This window comes from Nitrospira sp. CMX1, assembly GCF_054902215.1.
Genome location: NZ_JBUBKD010000024.1, coordinates 92,037 through 110,479, shown reverse-complemented (window position 1 = coordinate 110,479; position 18,443 = coordinate 92,037). Strand labels below are relative to the sequence as shown.

Annotated in this window: 19 protein-coding genes; 2 read left to right on the top strand and 17 right to left on the bottom strand. The window is 54.3% G+C overall.

The window, feature by feature from the left end:
- Positions 1-604, bottom strand: a 604-nt coding sequence (locus ACYX34_RS07310; protein WP_462075895.1) for a calcium-binding protein, incomplete at its 3' end; no start/stop codon positions are given.
- Positions 605-982: 378 nt separating this feature from the next.
- Here ACYX34_RS07310 and ACYX34_RS07305 point away from each other — a divergent pair.
- Together ACYX34_RS07305 and ACYX34_RS07300 are read left to right on the top strand one after the other, a co-directional pair.
- Positions 983-1,126: a hypothetical protein gene (locus ACYX34_RS07305; protein WP_462075894.1), complete on the top strand. Its 144-nt coding sequence runs from the start codon at positions 983-985 to the stop codon at positions 1,124-1,126.
- A 603-nt stretch (positions 1,127-1,729) separates the two neighbouring features.
- A complete protein-coding gene (locus ACYX34_RS07300; RefSeq protein ID WP_462075893.1) occupies positions 1,730-2,164 on the top strand; it encodes a DUF1810 domain-containing protein in 435 nt (144 codons plus the stop codon).
- 311 nt (positions 2,165-2,475) lie between these two features.
- On the opposite strand, the gene ACYX34_RS07295 is transcribed toward ACYX34_RS07300, so the two are convergent.
- The 16 genes from ACYX34_RS07295 to ACYX34_RS07220 all read right to left on the bottom strand — a co-directional run bounded on the left by ACYX34_RS07295 (position 2,476) and on the right by ACYX34_RS07220 (position 18,433).
- A complete protein-coding gene (locus ACYX34_RS07295; protein ID WP_462075892.1) occupies positions 2,476-2,733 on the bottom strand; it encodes a hypothetical protein in 258 nt (85 codons plus the stop codon).
- A 76-nt stretch (positions 2,734-2,809) separates the two neighbouring features.
- The gene (locus ACYX34_RS07290) at positions 2,810-3,811 is read right to left on the bottom strand and encodes an OmpA family protein (RefSeq protein WP_462075891.1); all 1,002 of its coding nucleotides are present in this window, start codon (positions 3,809-3,811) and stop codon (positions 2,810-2,812) included.
- A 62-nt stretch (positions 3,812-3,873) separates the two neighbouring features.
- On the bottom strand, positions 3,874-4,296 hold the full coding sequence (mscL, locus tag ACYX34_RS07285) for a large-conductance mechanosensitive channel protein MscL (protein WP_462075890.1): 423 nt from the start codon (positions 4,294-4,296) through the stop codon (positions 3,874-3,876).
- A gap of 46 nt (positions 4,297-4,342) precedes the next feature.
- A complete protein-coding gene (locus ACYX34_RS07280; RefSeq protein WP_462075889.1) occupies positions 4,343-5,458 on the bottom strand; it encodes a DUF481 domain-containing protein in 1,116 nt (371 codons plus the stop codon).
- A 234-nt stretch (positions 5,459-5,692) separates the two neighbouring features.
- On the bottom strand, positions 5,693-6,403 hold the full coding sequence (locus tag ACYX34_RS07275; RefSeq protein ID WP_462075888.1) for a response regulator transcription factor: 711 nt from the start codon (positions 6,401-6,403) through the stop codon (positions 5,693-5,695).
- A gap of 76 nt (positions 6,404-6,479) precedes the next feature.
- Positions 6,480-6,713 carry a hypothetical protein gene (locus tag ACYX34_RS07270; protein WP_462075887.1) on the bottom strand — a complete coding sequence of 78 codons (234 nt, stop codon included), beginning with the start codon at positions 6,711-6,713 and terminating at the stop codon, positions 6,480-6,482.
- Between the two features lie 56 nt (positions 6,714-6,769).
- Positions 6,770-7,096: a hypothetical protein gene (locus ACYX34_RS07265; RefSeq protein ID WP_462075886.1), complete on the bottom strand. Its 327-nt coding sequence runs from the start codon at positions 7,094-7,096 to the stop codon at positions 6,770-6,772.
- A 945-nt stretch (positions 7,097-8,041) separates the two neighbouring features.
- The gene (locus tag ACYX34_RS07260) at positions 8,042-9,844 is read right to left on the bottom strand and encodes a sigma-54 interaction domain-containing protein (RefSeq protein WP_462075885.1); all 1,803 of its coding nucleotides are present in this window, start codon (positions 9,842-9,844) and stop codon (positions 8,042-8,044) included.
- Positions 9,841-10,362, bottom strand: a complete 522-nt coding sequence (locus tag ACYX34_RS07255; RefSeq protein ID WP_462075884.1) for a Rab family GTPase — start codon at positions 10,360-10,362, stop codon at positions 9,841-9,843. Before ACYX34_RS07255 ends, ACYX34_RS07260 begins: the two co-directional genes overlap by 4 nt.
- Positions 10,359-12,077 carry an OmpA family protein gene (locus tag ACYX34_RS07250; RefSeq protein WP_462075883.1) on the bottom strand — a complete coding sequence of 573 codons (1,719 nt, stop codon included), beginning with the start codon at positions 12,075-12,077 and terminating at the stop codon, positions 10,359-10,361. Before ACYX34_RS07250 ends, ACYX34_RS07255 begins: the two co-directional genes overlap by 4 nt.
- A gap of 165 nt (positions 12,078-12,242) precedes the next feature.
- Positions 12,243-12,860, bottom strand: a complete 618-nt coding sequence (locus ACYX34_RS07245) for a hypothetical protein (RefSeq protein WP_462075882.1) — start codon at positions 12,858-12,860, stop codon at positions 12,243-12,245.
- A gap of 222 nt (positions 12,861-13,082) precedes the next feature.
- Positions 13,083-13,880, bottom strand: a complete 798-nt coding sequence (locus tag ACYX34_RS07240) for a mechanosensitive ion channel family protein (protein WP_462075881.1) — start codon at positions 13,878-13,880, stop codon at positions 13,083-13,085.
- A 13-nt stretch (positions 13,881-13,893) separates the two neighbouring features.
- Complete coding sequence (locus ACYX34_RS07235) at positions 13,894-15,543, bottom strand: AsmA family protein (protein WP_462075880.1); 1,650 nt, start codon at positions 15,541-15,543, stop codon at positions 13,894-13,896.
- 258 nt (positions 15,544-15,801) lie between these two features.
- Positions 15,802-16,089 carry a helix-turn-helix domain-containing protein gene (locus ACYX34_RS07230; protein WP_462075879.1) on the bottom strand — a complete coding sequence of 96 codons (288 nt, stop codon included), beginning with the start codon at positions 16,087-16,089 and terminating at the stop codon, positions 15,802-15,804.
- Complete coding sequence (locus ACYX34_RS07225) at positions 16,076-16,408, bottom strand: type II toxin-antitoxin system RelE/ParE family toxin (RefSeq protein ID WP_462075878.1); 333 nt, start codon at positions 16,406-16,408, stop codon at positions 16,076-16,078. The genes ACYX34_RS07230 and ACYX34_RS07225 overlap by 14 nt, the downstream gene beginning before the upstream one ends.
- Before the next feature lie 417 nt (positions 16,409-16,825).
- A complete protein-coding gene (locus tag ACYX34_RS07220) occupies positions 16,826-18,433 on the bottom strand; it encodes a trypsin-like peptidase domain-containing protein (protein ID WP_462075877.1) in 1,608 nt (535 codons plus the stop codon).
- Positions 18,434-18,443 lie beyond the last annotated feature (10 nt).

The following is an 18,443-nucleotide window of genomic DNA, read 5'->3' as shown; positions in this document are numbered from 1 at the left end:
TAAGCGTATCGTTGCCATTGCCGCCAGACAATGAATTATTTGCAGCACTGCCTGTGATTACATCATTGCCAGCCGTGCCAATTACATTTTCAATACTGACCAGAGTATCTGTCAAAACAGAGTTCCCTGGGAAACTCACGACACCTGTCGAGAGGTTCGCGTTAATCGGTCCGGCATAGAATGCATAAGAAGTCGTATCAACTCCCGCACCTCCATTAATGAGGTCAAAACCGAACCCTCCATCTAAAAAGTCATTGCCTGCCCCGCCATTAAGCGTATCGTTGCCATTGCCGCCAGACAATGAATTATTTGCAGCACTGCCTGTGATTACATCATTGCCAGCCGTGCCAATTACATTTTCAATACTGACCAGAGTATCTGTCAAAACAGAGTTCCCTGGGAAACTCACGACACCTGTCGAGAGGTTCGCGTTAATCGGTCCGGCATAGAATGCATAAGAAGTCGTATCAACTCCCGCACCTCCATCAATGAGGTCAAAACCGAACCTTCCATCTAAAAAGTCATTGCCATTGAGGCCAAATAGGCGATCATCACCATTGCTACCAACGATAGTGTCATTACCGTTTGTACCGAAAAAATCCATACCAGACCTCCTCCTATTTTGGTTACGTCCAGCGTAGTGTCGCCCATGCACCGTCCACTAGCATGACGCACCTGTGATTGACCGTATGGGCTCCAACCCTATAGACCTAATAAACCTAGAGAGCAACTAGTAATTCTACTAGACAGTACCTGATCAACACGGCTCGTTCACACGCAAAGACCACGCTGCGAGGAAAACGAGGAGAATAGCCTGATCGGCCAGTGTGGTTATTCAGAAAGAACCGCCCGTAGTGGATCTCGTTCGACTCCCCCTGTATCTGAATAGATTCAGCGAGATGTATCGTTGTTTAGTGAGATTGGATGCTGCCAGAATCTCAAGTAATCTAGGAGGGCATCGACTGGACGATTGAGACCGACGATGCACTGTACTGTTCGCCAGTTTGGCCATCATGCGGAGAGCTTTCATGGCTCCGAACCAGCCTGCATCGGTTGTACGGAGGAAGATGAGCAGCTGACCGGAGTCTTTCAGCATCGACAGTGGGAGCGCGTATTGGTCCGATAGTTGTCCGTCCTTGTTTACCACGCGTAGCTCAATCCACGCTAAGGCCGCCCAGCCATACCTGTTCATTCCCGTCACATAGTTGCCTCGTACGCCGCTTCACCCGAAGCGAACGCACCATCCGTTGATCGGTAGCATTCGAAAGTGCAATGGCTTCCCGTTTCTTGAACCAGCGAGACTTCAATACATAGGCACGGCAGGCAGGATGACCTCCTGATACTGGCGGGACTTGCGAAGCCCTGTTCGATCAGCTCGGCACAAACACAGGGTGAAATTTCGCCACAATCGGACAGAGTACGATGCGATACCAAAATGTAAGAGCCGAGTCACCTAGGGCAGCAGGATGAAGCAGGGCACTAAGAGCAGGAGGCCCAGAGTCGCCGCCACGAGGAGGCTCAGCAAAAAGTAGATCATCGGGGAAGGCGAGAGCAAAGACGACCTCGCAGATTTCAAAGATCAGATCGATGAACAGGGCCGGGCTCACCCAAATGAGGCCATACAAGACCAACCTAAAAATTCTGAAAAAAATCCTGTCAGGCCTTGCAATCAAACATTGCCAAGCATGATATAGGCCCAGGAAGGAATATACTTGGCCACAGATCGTTTATGAGTGATACCTACAGCCTCGCCCGCTTCCTCACCGCCCAGACGCCCATCTACGACACAGTCCTCGCTGAACTAAGGGCAGGAAGAAAATCCAGCCACTGGATCTGGTTCATCTTTCCGCAGATCGCTGGTCTCGGTCACAGTGCCATGGCACAGCAATTCGCCATCGCCTCGCTCAACGAAGCCAAAGCTTATCTGCAACACCCAATCCTAGGTCCCAGGCTCAGAGCCTGTACGCAGCTGGTCCTGAATGTAGAAGGGTGCAGTGCCGAAGAGATCTTCGGCTATCCTGACAACTTGAAATTCCGGTCCTGCATGACCTTATTTTTGATCGCGACCACCGACAACACTCTCTTCAAAAACGCCCTGCACAAATACTTCGACGGCAAGCCAGACCAACTGACCCTCGACATCCTGGCACAGCAATCGTTTTAGAGCAGATAAGGGTGGCAGATGGGGGGCGCGAATCTTGTGTTGTGTATGGCGGAGGAATATTGCTCCAGCTTTTCCACGCGACACCCCTCAACGACCACCTCCTTCACACGAAGAAGATCCACGGCATCGACCGCATGGGGCTCTAATGACGGGCTTATCTCAAGGAACCAGAAGGAAAGGATCTATTGATATGGTGATGCACAGAAGACTCGGCACGGCTGCACCGCGCCAACCCCGAAAAACTAGAAGGCTGGAATGGCTGGCGCGTCATAGACGCACCAGCCTAGGCATCAAGAAACAGGTCTCACTCACTATTTTCCTGTGACCGTATCTTTGAGCTTCTTCCCTTCGTCTTTCATTTCTCCGGCGTTCTTCATGGCATCTTTCGCCTGCATGTCCTTCGCACTCTGGGCGGTCTCACCGCCTTCTTTCTTGACGTTCTCGGCTTGACCTTTCGCGGTTTCGACTTTCTGCTTCATGGCACCCATATCAACTGCCCAGGTTGACGTTGTGAAACCGACCAAGGAAGCCACCAAAACTGCGTACGCGAGAGTCGATTTTGTTTTCATGACAAATCTCCCAAGATAGAGAAGGGGCCGGCAGAAGCATGGTTTCCTCCCCTGCCTCTACCGACGTAATAATTTATTACTTCACGACCACCTCAACCCGGCGATTCTTCGCCCGACCTGCCGCCGTATTGTTGCTGGCAACCGGGTCGTTTTCCCCATGACCGGCAGCCGTCAGATTGGCAACCCCACCGTCCCTGAGAGCCTGCGCCGCGCTGTCTGCCCGAGCATCTGAGAGCTCTTTGTTGGATGGGAACTTCTTGGCAAGCGCACCCTTGATCGCCACATTGTCGGTATAGCCCGCGACATGCACCGACTTCTCCGGGAAATCCTTGAGCACATTCCCGACACGTTTCAAGGCATCGGCCCCTGCTGCTTTCAGCTGACCTTGACCCGAGTCAAACAAGAGACTCGACGCCAGATTGATCGTGAGCGCATCTCCGGCTTGATTGACCGACACCGTTCCTTTTGAAATCTCGGGACGCAGTGCTTTCAGGAGATCCCGCTCAGCCTGTGCCAGACTCCCCTTACTCTCCCCCAATTGCCCTTCAAGCTCTGCAATCCGTTTCTTCGCCACCGCTAATTGCGACTCTAAGTCCCTAATCTGCCCGTCATGATCATCACTGTGTTGTCTTGCCGCAGCCAATTCCGCCGCGATCCTGTCCCGTTCGCTCTGTAACTGGCCTAAGTCGCCTTTGGCCGACGACAGCTGGCTTGAGAGGGCTTCATGATCACCGGCTCCGGAACGGAGATGGGCGATCTCATGGTCACGGTCTGCCAGCTGTTGCTCCACTTCACTCACCCGGCTGCGCAGGACTCCATTGTGTCTCTGTGCTGCTTCTAGTTCGTCGGCCAGTCGTTGACGTTCCCGCTCGAGAGCCGCAAGACGATCAGCCGCAGGATCGGATGCCGCTGCCTTCACAGTTGAAGGACACCCGCTGCCCAGGTGATAGCCATACCATTTCTTGTCAATGCACACTTCCGGCTGCTTAATATATGAAGCTGAGTGCCTGGTGGATGAAGAACAACCTACTAAGGCAACCAACCCTGTCACAACTATGGCAGTTTTGAGTGTTCGCATGATGTCTCCTCCTTCTCAGTTGCGCGGCATCGTCCCGCTCCGGACTGGTTGAGATACGGATTCTACTGACGGTTCTTGAGTAGATCCCGGATCTCCCTCAATAATTTCTCTTCATTGGTTGGTTCCGGCGGCGCAGGTGGCGGTGGTGCCGGCGCCTCTTTTTTAAACCGGTTCACCTGCTTGACCAACATGAAGATGACGAACGCGACGATAATGAAGTCAAACACGCTTTGAAGAAAGACTCCATAATTAAGCGTCGGTGCACCCGCAGCCTTTGCCGCTGCGAGGGATGGCGGACCTGTGCGAGACAAATCGATGAACAGGCTGGAGAAATCCACTTTGCCCATCAGTAAGCCGATCGGAGGCATGAGCACGTCGCTGACCAGTGACGACACAATCTTCCCAAACGCCCCACCGATAATCACACCGATCGCCATATCCAGGACATTCCCTTTCATGGCGAATTCTTTGAATTCCTTTAACATGCCGTCCTCCTTCAATAGCTCGCGTCCCTACGATCCCACAAGAATCCTAACGCTTGCGGGTCGTGTCGAATGCATAGCCTAACGTGAGCAAGTATAAGTTATCGGTATCGCCCGTTCCCGCAGGCGGCCGATTGTTGTATCGCGTGGTCACTTGGAACCCGCTTGCCAGACCAGCCAAAATCTTCATGCGAACGCCGTTATCCATCGTGAAGAAGAAATCCGACGCGTTCTGAACTGAAGGAAAAATCTCGTTGTAGTGGTAGAGCGTCACTCGACCATCGAAGAGCGGCCAATCCCATTTCATTGCGATGCGTGCACGAAAGCTTGCCCGATCACCGGTGATGCTATTGTCACGGTAGTCTTCATTGAAATACGTCGGACCGGCTTCGGCATAAAACGTCATGTCCTTAAAAATACCATTAAAGTCTCCGCGATCGATGAATTGGTATCCCGGTCCACTGGAGATGGCCGTTCGCAGCTTGAGGTTTTGGAGATAATCGTTTTCAACGTAGGCTGATGCATACCAGAACAACCGCTTGGTAATGAAGAAGTCCAACTTAATGGTTCCTCTGGCATTCCTGACTTGCAGGCTGCCATGGTTGTCCCCATTGACGTAGCGGCCCAGGAGGGTTAATCGGAGCTGCTCACTCCGAGCCACAAGATCTCCCAAGATACTGACGTTCCGAAGATGGCTGTTCCCCACGGACTGTGAATATCCGGCGTTGAGACTTCCCGTGTAAATCACCGGCGGCTGAACCATCGGATTGACATGCGTCACCGAATCTATCGGAACAGTGAGAACACTTCCGGTCGGTCCCGCCTTCACCTTCATCGTCCCCGGGTCCCCTTCTTCCACGGTCCCGTTCAGAATGGTCCCTTCCTTTAAATGAAACGGAATAGGATGTGAGACGGCAATCTTGCTCACCTCCGACCACTTGACCTTAATGAGGTCTGCGGCCAAGGCGCTCTTGATCACCAGGAGCCCCCCGGTCATTTCGACCACTTCTCCATGTAGTATGCTCCCATCTTTCAGAGTGACGACGTCCAGCGTCGATGGGGCCTGCGACACGATCGCTGTGTCATCAGCGGAAAAGGCAACGCTCACCGTTGTTATCAGGCACCACACCACGATTGACCCAACTGTAACTATCGATGGCCTCATCGGTCCTCCTTTTTCGGGGTACGTATTTGCACAACACTAGTCAGACTTACGTGATATATCGCGTTTGCACGAACACTGCAAGAGATCCTTTTGTGCCTTGCCGGTCAGTGACACTCACACCCATCATCCCGAGCCTTTCAATCCGCGCATCGCGTTCTCAAGGCTGCAGAGATTGGACGCTCGCTGCTGTCTCTGAATGGACCGGAATCATCGCACATTGCAAGGTGGATCCTGTCATTTCCGCGACTTCCGTTCGAGATCCATGTAATACCGAGCGGCTTCAGCACGCCTCGAAATTCTGAGCCGCTTATAGATCTTCTGCAGACGGGACGCCACCACTGTGTGAGCGACATTCAAGTCCAGGCCGATTTCTTTATTGGTCTTCCCGGATGCTACCAAGGACAGCAAGTGTCGCTCTTCCCTTGAGCAGGTCTCCCTCCATCGCCCATGATCCGGCGTACTGCCACTGCGAAACCATTGGATCAGCTGCTCTGTCAAGAGTTGATCCACGATCGCGCCTCCACTCGCTACGACCTCAAGGCTCTTCGTGACGGACTCGGCTGTCGCACTCTTCAGCAGGTATCCGTGCGCTCCGGCCATGATGGCCGCACGCAAGGTATCCTTGTCATCCTGCGCGGTAAAGAAGAGGACTTTCACCTGTGGATGACTATCCCGAATGGTCCTACAGATTTCGATCCCACTGTCCTGTCCCACTTGAACCTCTACCAAGACCAGATCCGGTTGTTCAGCGTGAATAGCTTGGAGCGCCTCTTGTCGAGTGCCGGCGAGACCAATGACCGTGACATGACGATTCCGGGAGAAAAAGTCCCTGAGCCCCTGAAGTGTGATGACTGAACGATCAATGACGAGCACACGAATCGGCGGCGCTCCACTTCGTTCCGATTTACCCACCCAAGGCTTCTGATCCCGCATGTGACGCACCATCTGATTTCTCTCCTCTTCGTTCACAGAGTCTCACCCCATACCGATGGTGTGGCACTCATCCTTCACGTTCCTCTATTCATGGCTCCATGAAATGCATCATGCGCTTTGCATGTCGCGGGTACCCCCCGGTCGACTGCAGCACCTTGATCCGCTCCATCTGTCTCGCCACAAGATTTCTGAGCATTCTGACCGTGACCATCGCTCCGCAATTGACACAACGAAGGGCTCCTCGCCCTGCCTGCTGTTCTTCGATCGCTTCTTCGACACAACACTCCACTATCATCAACCCACTGCACCGCTTGCACCGCATGGAATGCCTCCCCTACTGATGTCCATATTCAAAATCGTCGTGAACGGTTCACTTCATTATTGACAATTTCGTCCTCGTCGTCGCAGCGCTGGTCCTGTCGCGTGCCGAACGCCTGACGATGGCTGTCGAACAGGCACAACCTCGGATACCTGTTGCGGATCAGCGGAGTTCAACACCCTACAGAGATCGACAACAAAGTCGAGGAATGCGCCAATCAGCGCCTCACGACAGATCACCTCCTGAACACCTTCCACCGGCTTCCACTGGCCGTTGACTTTCGTCGCAACCACCAGTCGATGGCTGCACGTTCCACGATTGGGTTCTGTCGTGAGTAGGTACTCTTCACCATTTGTCCGTTTCACAAGAAGACCTTGAGCAATCATACATTTCACCTACGACGGTCCATTGGGTTCAGAGTGCCCATTGCTGACTCAAGGGGTTGTGACCAATTACTCGAACTCACGGCACTATTCGGCACCCCTGGCTTCATGATCTATCGATGACCCGAGAATCACGGTAACAAGGCTCTTCCGGAGTCCGGCTGGACGGTCAGGAACGCGCTCTGCCGGATGTGAGCAGAAGCTCCTGCCGATTCGGAACCAGCTGCACATTGATCCGGCCAGCCTCCGTACCCACTCAAATCCTCGGCAACCCTTTCCATGCGATATACTGAGCACGAATAAGCGCAACGGCCCACGAGACGAATACCGGACCGATATCGCTCATGAAACCACCGTAACCAAGCAGGACAGCAGTACGCTCCATGGGCCACCGCAGCCACGCCTCCAATTTCCCGAAACAACCCGAGCCACGATGCCCTCCATACACACAAACGGAAGCAAAGAATCACCTCGATCACTCATGGCACGACCAACTCTCGAAGCAATCCTCACGCCATGAGCCCTATCAAGCGAATTATTTGGTGGAATTCAGCGGTTTCAGTAGTTCTCGGAATTGCCGAGGCGGAAGAGCTGTTTCATTCTGAAACAGCGGCCTGTCTCATGAGACAGCTTCACGACGTTGTGAGACAGCCGCAGAATACTGAGTGAGATTTGCACTGTTGACCTGGAGACTGACTGGCTGGCACAGGAGGTATCTCTATGGCTTCTTACACGCACGTTGCATGAATACTTCTTCTGCAACCTCCGATACTCAATTGCAACAGGTCTGGTCAGGTTTTTACAGTTGCTCGACTGAGTTTGCCGGCGCCGAGATTGTGGATTTACGTGAGTATGGCTGCGGCAAGTGAAGATACCGCGCGTACTCGGCAGTATAGGATAGACCTCTGAGCATCACGATACCGTAGCTGAGAGGTTTTCCGTAACCTGCTAGCGAGGATGAATCTCAAGCTCGACGAGGCGGCGGTAGAACGTGGCTCTGCTGATCCCTAGTCGTTTGGCGGCCTCAGTCCGATTCCCTTTGGCTTCGGAAAGAGCCACCAACAATCGGGTTTTCTCATCTTGATTCGACAAGGGGATAAAGACGGGCGGACTTGATACCACAGAGGTGCCGGCAATCTCCGGAGGAAGATCTTCAGGGCACACCTCGTTCCCTTTGCAACTAATCACGGCGAATTCAACCGCGCTCTTCAACTCACGAACATTTCCAGGCCAGGAATGGCTCATCAAGAGACGGAGTGTGTCCGGATGCAATCGCTCAACAAGCTTCCCGGTGCTGGCACAGATTTGCCCGAGCAGCGACTGTGCCAGCAACGGGATATCTTCGCGTCGGTCTCGGAGGGGGGAAAGTTGGACTCGCGCAACGCGTATTCGGTAGAGCAAATCGGCTCGAAACGATCCTCGAAGGACGTCTTCGCTGAGGTTGTGATGGGTAGCCGCAACAACGCGAACATTGACGGGACGAGGCTTGGCCTCACCCAGGCGGGTAATTTCCTTCTCCTGCAAGACCCGCAACAGCGCAGTTTGGACCTGAGCCGGGATGTCTCCGATTTCATCTAAAAATAACGTGCCCCCCTCAGCCGCTTCGAACAGGCCTTGCTGATCCTGGATGGCCCCGGTAAATGCTCCGCGCCTGTGCCCAAAGAGTTGGCTGGTCAGAATGGAATCTGTGAGACCGGCACAATTCGCCGCGATAAACGGCTTGTTCTTTCGGGTGCTGGAGGCATGAATCGCTCGAGCAATCAGTTCCTTCCCCGTCCCTGTCTCCCCTTCGATCAACACCGTGGTATCAACCTGTGCGACGTCGCGGACCAGTTGATAGACGCGAAGCATAGCCTGGCTTTTCCCGACCAAATCATGAAAGGACGACTGTTCATTGAGGGCTTGGCGGAGCGCGTGAAGCTCAGTGCGATCGTTGATAACCAGAATACGTCGTGTGGGATGACGCAAGTCTCGATGGATCTCCAGCTCAATCCATCGAGGGCGGCCCCCTTCCAGGCACAATGGTTTGCCTGCACGAGTCTGTGTGGAGCTCTCCAGGAGGTGGTGAATCAACGGACGGTCTTCTTTACGGACTGACAACACCTGATCCCAGTGCCGACCATGCGTCTCGTGAGGAGCCATGCCGAGCAGCTCATGTGTGCGATCCGTCACAAACGTAATCTCCCCACACTCATCCAGCACCATTGCGGCAAGCCCGAGATGCTGGAGCAAGGCCACTGCATCGTCCTTTGTGCGCTCACTCGCTTCGAGCTGGCCAATCAAGCAGGTCTGTGTGCTCCGATACGATTTGACCGAAACCTCTTCGGCCAACATCTGCTCGCGAGCCCGCTGGACGATGGACCGCATGTTCTCAAAGTCCGAACCAAGCCGTTCGATGAGCAGCAGCTTGCGAAGTCCAAGGGAAACAGCCTTGGCCTCCAATGTCACCGTCCCGTTCGTCTGATCAGGCTCGGTCCATGAACCCGACGTGATGGTCCGATCCGGTTCGTCTTTCCAGACTTCTTGGGCATACGCGAGAAACTCCGGTAAAAATGGCGACCAGCGATTGAGATCCGGGACAGCGGCGCCTGAAGCAGCGGGCAACTCTTGCCACCATTTTGGGGCATACCCCTGAAGCCTCAACGCACCTGATTCCACCTCCCACTCCAAGACGACGATATCCAGAGCGGCCAACACATGATTGAAGAATGACGTATCGGATGGTGAGGGGAGTGGGGAAAGGCCTGTCATGGGTGAGGCCTTGGCCGAGGAGCTGGATTCATGAGCAGCGTTGCAAGATGACCAAAGAGATCCTCAACGCCCTGCCCAAGCTTGGCACTACCGAAGAAGACCGGCCACCCTTGTTCCCGCAGCTGCTCGATTGTCGGCAAATCAATCTCCCAGTCGGACTGGAGGTCAGACTTGTTGATGATCGAGACGAAAGGAATCGGACCAACCGTCCGCACAACGGTTTGCTGAAGCAGGCAAGCCTTGTCGAGTGAGGCCTTTCTGGTGCCGTCTATCACCAAGATATACCCGGATGATCCCCGCAAATACGATTCCCGGACATGTTGGAATTCATCCTCGCCATAGAGATCCCAGAGCATGAGCATCACATCCTGATGATCAACCGTGACGGTCTTCTTCTCGACCGTCACCCCAATCGTCGTCTGATAATGCTCGGAGAACACGTTGGTCACAAATCGTCGAACGAGGCTGGTCTTCCCAACGGCAAATCCCCCCAACATGCAAATCTTTTTCTGCATCATGGCCGAGAGGGGTCGGATGTATGACCGAGAGCTTCGATCGAAGCCCGAAACATTACAATTCGCTGGGTCGCGTATTCTGGGGGAACCCCGCGTTTGTCGAGAGATCCTCCAACACCTGTCGTGACCGTTGTGGAAGAGCCAAGATGCCCTCCTCCAAGTACCGCAAGGACAGCCTCAGCCCGTTGCTTACTGAGCCGGAGATTCAGCGCAGACGGACCGGTATCGTCGGTCAACCCAAGGATTGCGAGCCGTACGCGTTCACTGGAATGAGCAACTGCTTGCTCCAGACTCCGTATTACATCCGCAAGCGCACTCAACGCAGGTCGATCCGACGGTTCGACCATTGCTGATCCAGGAGCAAAGCGAATCACGGTACGGTTCACCCGATTCAGAAGGTCGGGGATGGATACCGTGACGAGGCCGTCGTCGCGATAATGGGTAATGCCTGGTACCAACGTCGCCAGGCGTCTCGTCTCTTGAGCCCATTCAACCGACGCCGAGCCGGTCGCCACCAACGTGTCTCCCTCTACCCGTAACTGCGCGGTGCGGGGAGGCTTCAACGCCACCTCCGCTCTCGTCACAATCAGTTGAGGGTCGAGCGCATAATAGGGAGCCCACACAGTCGTTACCGTTGACGGATCAATGCCGACCTTGGTGATCACGGACAGCGGATCTTTGGCGAGGGGATCCCGCAAGCCCTCGAGATGATACCCTCCCCCCATTGGACCCGCATTCGTCACCACAATCCCGGGCTCCATCTTGAGCTGGCCAAGGAGATTAACCCATCGGGCATGACCCTGATAGGCATTCCATCCCCACCACAAGCACGTCAGCAGAGCGACACCTACAAGAATCCAGAGCTTCATCGTACTTCGCGGCCGTGGTGAGTCATAGTGAGCCTGCAAACAGTCCTTGAGCCGAGGATGCACCGCTTGAAACGGAACGGCATCTCCGTTAAACGTCACCAGCGCATCAGCCTGTTCGGCATGAATACGATCGAGAGCATCACGGAGCGTCTCCCTCAGACTGATCGGAGGGGTACCTTGAATGACTGCGGCCAGATAGGCGCGGGACCCTTGCTCAATCCAGACTGTCCACTCACCAACGTGGAACTGGTCGAGTGTCTGGTCTTGTGAGACACCGAACGAATCGCGAACATAATCTTGAATCGCCGTCAGCATGCCGGACAGGACATGCTGGTCCTGAACGACCACTCCGTCTGCCGCGACATGATGGAGCAACAGCCCCGTATCCCGGTGGATGAGAAACACTTGGTCCACCCGGTATCGCAGTCGATGGAGCAGCACCACCTCCGCGAACGGACGGCCGGTTCGCCACGCCTCCAGTCTCCATTGAAACCCTCGAAATGAGAGGCTTTCGTCCAGCGAGTGGTTGAAGGCCTCCGTCATGCTTTGCAAAGCACGTGTAATTGCCTGTCGGATGGCCGGACCCATGATGGGTGCGATCGCATCAACGATCGCCTGCGGCGACTTCCGCACGGTCGCAATAAAGCCATTTTCGACATAGGGAGTCAGGACGGCCGATATCTGCTGGTCGCCCTCTCCACGTATGGCAAAGGCTTCGGGAAGGACTCGACTGACGTCACAAGGTTCAACGGATCGAGTGTCAAGCCGTTCGCGGAGTTCGTCGAGTTGCGTCTGTTCCGGAGCCAGCAACAGCGTACGCAATTGCGCCCAGTCTTCGTCTACCGGCACGCGTCCTTCGGAGGATGGAGGATGCTGGCGAGGTCTGTGTGGATTAGTCGACATCCCGTCACACTACCGTCCCACTTGAAATGCTGCCGAAGAAGCAACCGTAAAACTGACTCTTGCGGGCCGCAGGGCACATGCCTTCAAGTTGGCTGGAAGCCAGAGCCTGCGTCAGGCTCGACTGGAAGATGCCTCACCATTGGAGAGTCGTTGTGCTGCCTCCAGCAAGATGGCTGCGAGCGCTGCACGATCCGTCTTTTCGGCACGCAGATCCCGAACGGCTCCTTCGAAGGCTGAGGTTGTTTCGGCATGACGAGTACGAACATCATCGGCCAGCTCGTTGGTACGCTCCGTCAACTGCTGCAAGACATGAGACTGCGCCTGGTTCGCCTGTTGTTCGAGTCGATGAGCCTTCTCTTCCAAGGTCGCAGCCAGTTGCATGAGGTCCTGCGTCAGTCTTGTCACGGACTCTCCGCGCACGTCCTGTTCCTTCGATAGCCTGCTTGTCAGAGATTCAACTTCCTTCTTGATGTAGAGCTCGAGGCTCTCGAATCGCCGTTTGAGATCATTCCGGAGATCGGTGGCTTCCCGCAGTAAGTGCTGTTCGAGCTGTGCAAACCGGCGGTCATGCTCCCGTGCCTGTGCGCCGAAGAGAATGTCGCGAATCTTGTCCAGATTCCCACTCGCCGATGGATCATCAGGATGAGCCGACTCAGTGTCGTTAAGAGTATTCTGCGCTTGACTGCGATGAGCGCTCGCAGATTGGTCTGCGGAAATTGATCGACTCATAGCCTCACCATCATGAAATGACGATGGATGGGACAGGAAACCTGATCGATTCTTAGGATCAACACGTACCCCCAGGTCCTCCGGTCGTTTGTCTTCCTTCCCCTTTATCAGGGACGAAGGCATGATCCTAGCATTGGCAGGCTGGATTCAACAAGACCGGATTGATGGGCTCAGGTTGGTCTCTTACCTTCGGAGAGACCGGACCTGTGCGACTTGGAAGCGTTACTCTTTCACCAGATGAACCTGGTAGCGAGGGGATGGTAACTCGATCCCATGCGCCCGGAATCGTTCAAGAATCAGCTTGTTCAACTCACTTTGAACGGACCCGTAATCCCCCACCGCCGTCCAGGGGGCCACAGAAATGGCGATCGATGATTCCCCCAGCGACGACACCCCTGCGCCAGGAGCCGGGTCCTTCAAAACCTTGGGATGCTGTTGGAGAATATCCTTCACCTGTGCCAATGCCTCGTCAATGTTGGTTCGGTGGGACACTGGAATAGTCAAACTCACCTGACGGATCATGCCGAAATTGTGCAAAATCTCTCCGACAATTTTGCGATTGGGAATAATGACACGGGAATGGTCCGCGTGCATCAGGGTCGTGGTGAAGATGTCGATGACGACGACATCTCCGTGAACTCCGAGCAACGAGATATGTTCACCGACCTTATAGGGCTTGCTGAAGATGATCGACAATCCAGCCATGACATTGCTCAAGACACCTTGCAGGGCTAGACCGATACCCACGCCGGCCACGCCGACGCCGGCGATGAGCGGGGCAATGGGAACACCCATCGTCTGAAGCGCGATCATCGCGGTAAGAAGCATCACCACGATTTTGACGATCCGAATAAGCAACATCCTCACCGGAGGTTCCAGGGTATGCTTCTCGAGCGCTTGTTGGGCGACATTCCCTGCCCCGCGGGATGCCATCATCCCTGCGACCAAGATGCCCAGCGCGACCGCCGCTTGCAGCCCATACTGCACGGCATATTGAGTGAGCGTATCTACGGTATTCATAAAAGGTATTTCCTTATCGTCCGAACAAGCCTTTGAGGAGTTCTTGCCCCTCTTTCTTCAAATCTTCTGGTTTCGTCGTCCCTTTGAGCAGTCCCCCTACCGCTTCTTCCACCTTCTGCTTCACCTGCTCCTGAACTTTTCCCGTCAGGTTCTTCAGATCGACCCCGTACGAGGGAGCTTGAGCCGTTCCAGTTATCGTGAGAGGAAGACCGAGCCGGCCCTCTTTCATGGCGATTTTGACGACGGGCGACGCAGCGGAAATCTTTTGACTGACATCTTGTGACAGGTTGAGGTTCACGATCAAGTTCAGTTTTTGATCGAATCCGATGGTCCCTCCACCGGTCGCCTGAAAATCATGGCTATCCATCAAGAGCCGCTGCACATTGATCACGCCTTGCCTGATGATCAGATCGGACTCGATCGTTGAAAAGGCCGTGGCCTTTGCCTCACCCATCGAAATGCCGGCAACCTTGAGCGCATCGGCCACTTCTTGGAGAATATTCACCCCTTCGATCTTCCCATCTTTCACGGCCAGATGACCGGCGCCCTCTAACGCCTTCGTCAGATCCGTCATGGAAAATCCCTTGCCCTGTAACGAAAGATCGGAGCCGGCAGTGCCACTGATCGAGACCGGTGTCTCCGCAACGGCTTTGAGCGCCGGACCAAGCTGGAGCCCTTGAAACGCAACAGACCCTTTAAAGGGCGGTACCTCTGTCCCAGCGATCATCTTCCCTTGTCCCTTCACCTCGCCATCGAAAAGGTGGAACGACAAGGCATTGAGCTTGGCTTCTTGTCCCTTCACCTCTGCAGTGATCTTCAGATCTTTGATGTCGATCGGTTTTTTCAGCGGAAGACTCATCGGGAGATTTGCCGTATTGATCACGGGTGAGCTGATATTGATCGTCGCATCATTCCCGGCAGCGTTTCCTGTAATGGTAAAGTCCGTTTTCCCTACCGCCAACTGGAAATTGATCGCATCAATATCGATCGCTTCCTTCAGCGGACCAAACGTGCCGTCGAGCTTCACCGGCATGTTGAAGGGCTGCACCAGTGCGGCGACATGGAGATGTGGCGTCTGCCCAAGCCGCACCTCACGCAGGAGCACCTCCAGGTCTTGCACGACATACTCCGTGGGATTGACGGCGGATAGGTCGCGGTAGGTCAGTTTACCTCCGTCGATTGACACGCGGTCCACCGCCAGCAAGGCCAAAATCTTAAGCGGGCCCTCTGTCGACGGAATCGGGGCGCGTGACGGTTTTTCTGGAACAGGCACGCCTTTGCGCCCGATCGTGGCGGCATTGAGAACCCCGTTCTTATTCTTAATGACCGTCATGACCGGACTGTGAAGCGTGATCTCCTCAACCTCCACCTTGCCGCTCAGCAAGGGCATGATCTTTACGCCGACATCCAACGACGACAACGACGCAAACGGGCCTGAACTGAACGTCGGATCATCCAGTACCGCAAACCCTGCCACGCGTGCCCCGACCCTTGGCCAGACCGTGAGACGAATCTCTTGCAGCTGAACCTTGCGATTCAGCGCCTCTTCGATGAGCGGCTTGTATTGCTCCTGATACGTATTGAGATCAACCAGAAACGGAAGCGCGAGCATTATGCCGACGAGCAGCACGACGAGGACGAGCAAGCCGATGGCTATTTTCATGTCAGTCGCCTCCGGGTGATTCGTAAGTATATAAATGGATTGCGGGTGAGTCAACGAGCAGCAGTGCAGGCAACCATCATGAGCATTCTACAGCATTCAAGGTTTTTGCACCTTGTCGCGGATTATGCCCCGTCAGCCGAACAGCTTATGGAGCAGCTGTTCTCGACTGAGTTCGAAATGCCTTGCAACGTCTACGTGGACTCCGGAAAGCGTCCCAATACGGAAGGGACTATAAGGCGAATCATCTGCATCAGTCTTTCATGCGACCCGGAGCACCAGCCGCTTGCCGCAAGCCTTGACGTACTTTCTCAATGTTGCAATCGACGGAGAGTGCTTTCCACTGGCAAGGGCGCGCTCCAAACGAGCAACGGCAGGAGCCTGCGTACCCATCCGTGCCGCCACCTGACTTTGAGTCAGACCTGCTTCTTGGCGTGCCTTGAGCAAGGCATCGAGTAGGGCGGACTCTTCACGTTCAATGCGTTCCACCTCCGCCCGTACTCCAGACCGACGAAGGAGCTTCTTGACGAGTTGCTCATGTGTTCTCACGCTTGACCTCCTTCATTCGCATTTCTGCAATTTCACGATCCCGAAGAGGTGTCTTCTCGGACTTTTTAACGAAGCTGTGCAGCATGACGATCCGCTTACCTACCAGTGTGCAGAAGAACACCCGAGCGATCCCCTCCGCGCCTTTCAGGCGTAATTCAAATAGACCATGACCAAAGGCCTTGGTATGCGGGGCTCCAAGATTTGGTCCCAATACGATCATCCGACGAGTGAGGACGATATACCGCGCCGCCAACGTGTCAGGTAGCGCAAGAATGTCGTTCTGTACAGCCTCGCTGTAATACGCGATCGTGTAGTCCATGCGTGAGCATAACAAATATGTTATTCCCTCGCAAGGCTCGGTGAAGGATTGAAATGCACGACGAAAGGCAGATAACAGAAAATGCGCGAAGTAGGATGGACTTCAGAAATGGGCAGGCTCACGCTGAGGCGGCGAGCCGCCCCAAAAGGCCTAATTGCCAGCATCTGGCATAAATGCGTCAGCCGCTCGGCGCCAGGAGCAAATTAACCAGTCCGCTTTGGGGGCACACACATTGAGAATTTAGTCGGTTCTCACATTGCACAATTATAAGATCACATCCCAATGCTGTGTCACAGTGGCTCCATCCTCCAACGGCTCTGAATGAGCCAGCTGTAGCTATGATGTGCTTTACCATGCCCTGACTGGTATCGTGCTCTCCCCGGATAGCGATTGATTTGACCAGGCATGATGGGAGCCTCAGCAGTAGACGGAATCTTCAGTGGTGACGCCACACGTATGCAGCATTCCGGTACTTATCGATGAAAATCTGAGTCCACCTAAAACAGCGACGGGACGGTTACTATCCTTCTTCGATCCATCGCCGAGCTGACCGACCTCATTCGAGCCCCAGCAATAGGCAGCTCCCGTTGTCGTGATCCCGCAGGTATGGGTGCCGAACGAGGCACTCACGGTCTTGAAGGTAAGTCCACCCGCAACCGGTACGAACTCTCCACTGTCTGGCATATCGCTATCGATACCAAGTTGGCCATACTGGTTGCTTCCAGCGCAGTAGGCAATATTTGTAGGGGTGATGCCACAGAGATAGCGTAAACCCGCGCTAACGGAGCTGAAGATTAGCCCAGAGGCTTCCTCAGGAACATTGGATTTGATTCCCCAACAATACAAAGTCCCACTCACGGTTAACGCACACGTGTACTTCGTTCCAGCGCTGACCGATTTGAAGAGAAGATCACCAGAAACCTTTACAGGCACAGGGCTATCCGCTCTTGAATCATTACCAAGTTGGCCATCTCGTCCCGACCCCCAACAGTACACACTGAAATTGACCGTGACGCCGCAAGTATGTCCATCCCCTGCGCTTAACGAAATGAACGTAAGCCCTCCCTGAACAGGCATGGCTGCCGTATCACTATCCTTAGTTGTCTCATTGCCTAACTCACCGAAAGAATTGTTCCCGGCACAGTAAGACACTCCTCCCACTGCTGTGCCACATACATGGCGTCCCTTACCACTGATTGATTTGAAGCGGATGCTTTGACCCGCTTTGATCTTGCGGCCACGGCAGCTTATCGCCCCATCCTGTGAAACTATACATGTGTGGTTATCTCCGCTGCTCACTTGGATTCCATTCTGGCGCAGCATGACCGGGTAGCCCCAGCCCCTGAGTCGCTGCATAACACTTGTGATGCTTACAGCCTCTCCGTACGGAGCCTGATCACTTCTTAGCATGCCCACCAACTCCCTCTCGCCATTCAGTAATGCGCCGCCAGAGTGACCAGGGGCAATCAGAGTTGATTCGAACTCCACAAATTCTCTCCTTGTCTCGGCAAACCGCTCTGGCGTCGTATTGACCCGCCACGATTTGCCATGGGGATTACCGAGTAAATAGAGAGCATCACCTCGCTGCGAGAACTTCGGGTCTCCCAGACGGTCGAAGGGCAATTCATCCAGCTTTTTTTGCAACCACGTGACATCGCCGACGCTCAGTACGGCCAGATCCAAATCGATATCCCGCGGCGCTAATAGTTTGGCTGTGATCTTCGTCTCGGGCGACCAGTAAAACCGTATTTTCACTTCATCCGCCTCTTGCGCGGCCTGCCGAACGATATGATCGGCAGTGACGATGTATAGCTGACCGGACCTGAATCCAACAATAATCCCCGCACCAATACGCTCTTGCCCAGCAATCGTGCTTTCAACCATCACAACCAATTGCTTGAGACTGTCCTCGACCCCCTTCGAAGACTCTGAGCCTGCCAACGCTTCACTCGCCATTAGACAAAGGCCGGCAAGGATTCCCACAATAGCAAACAGTGATCGAAGCATGTCGATCCATCTCTTCATACGGATTCTT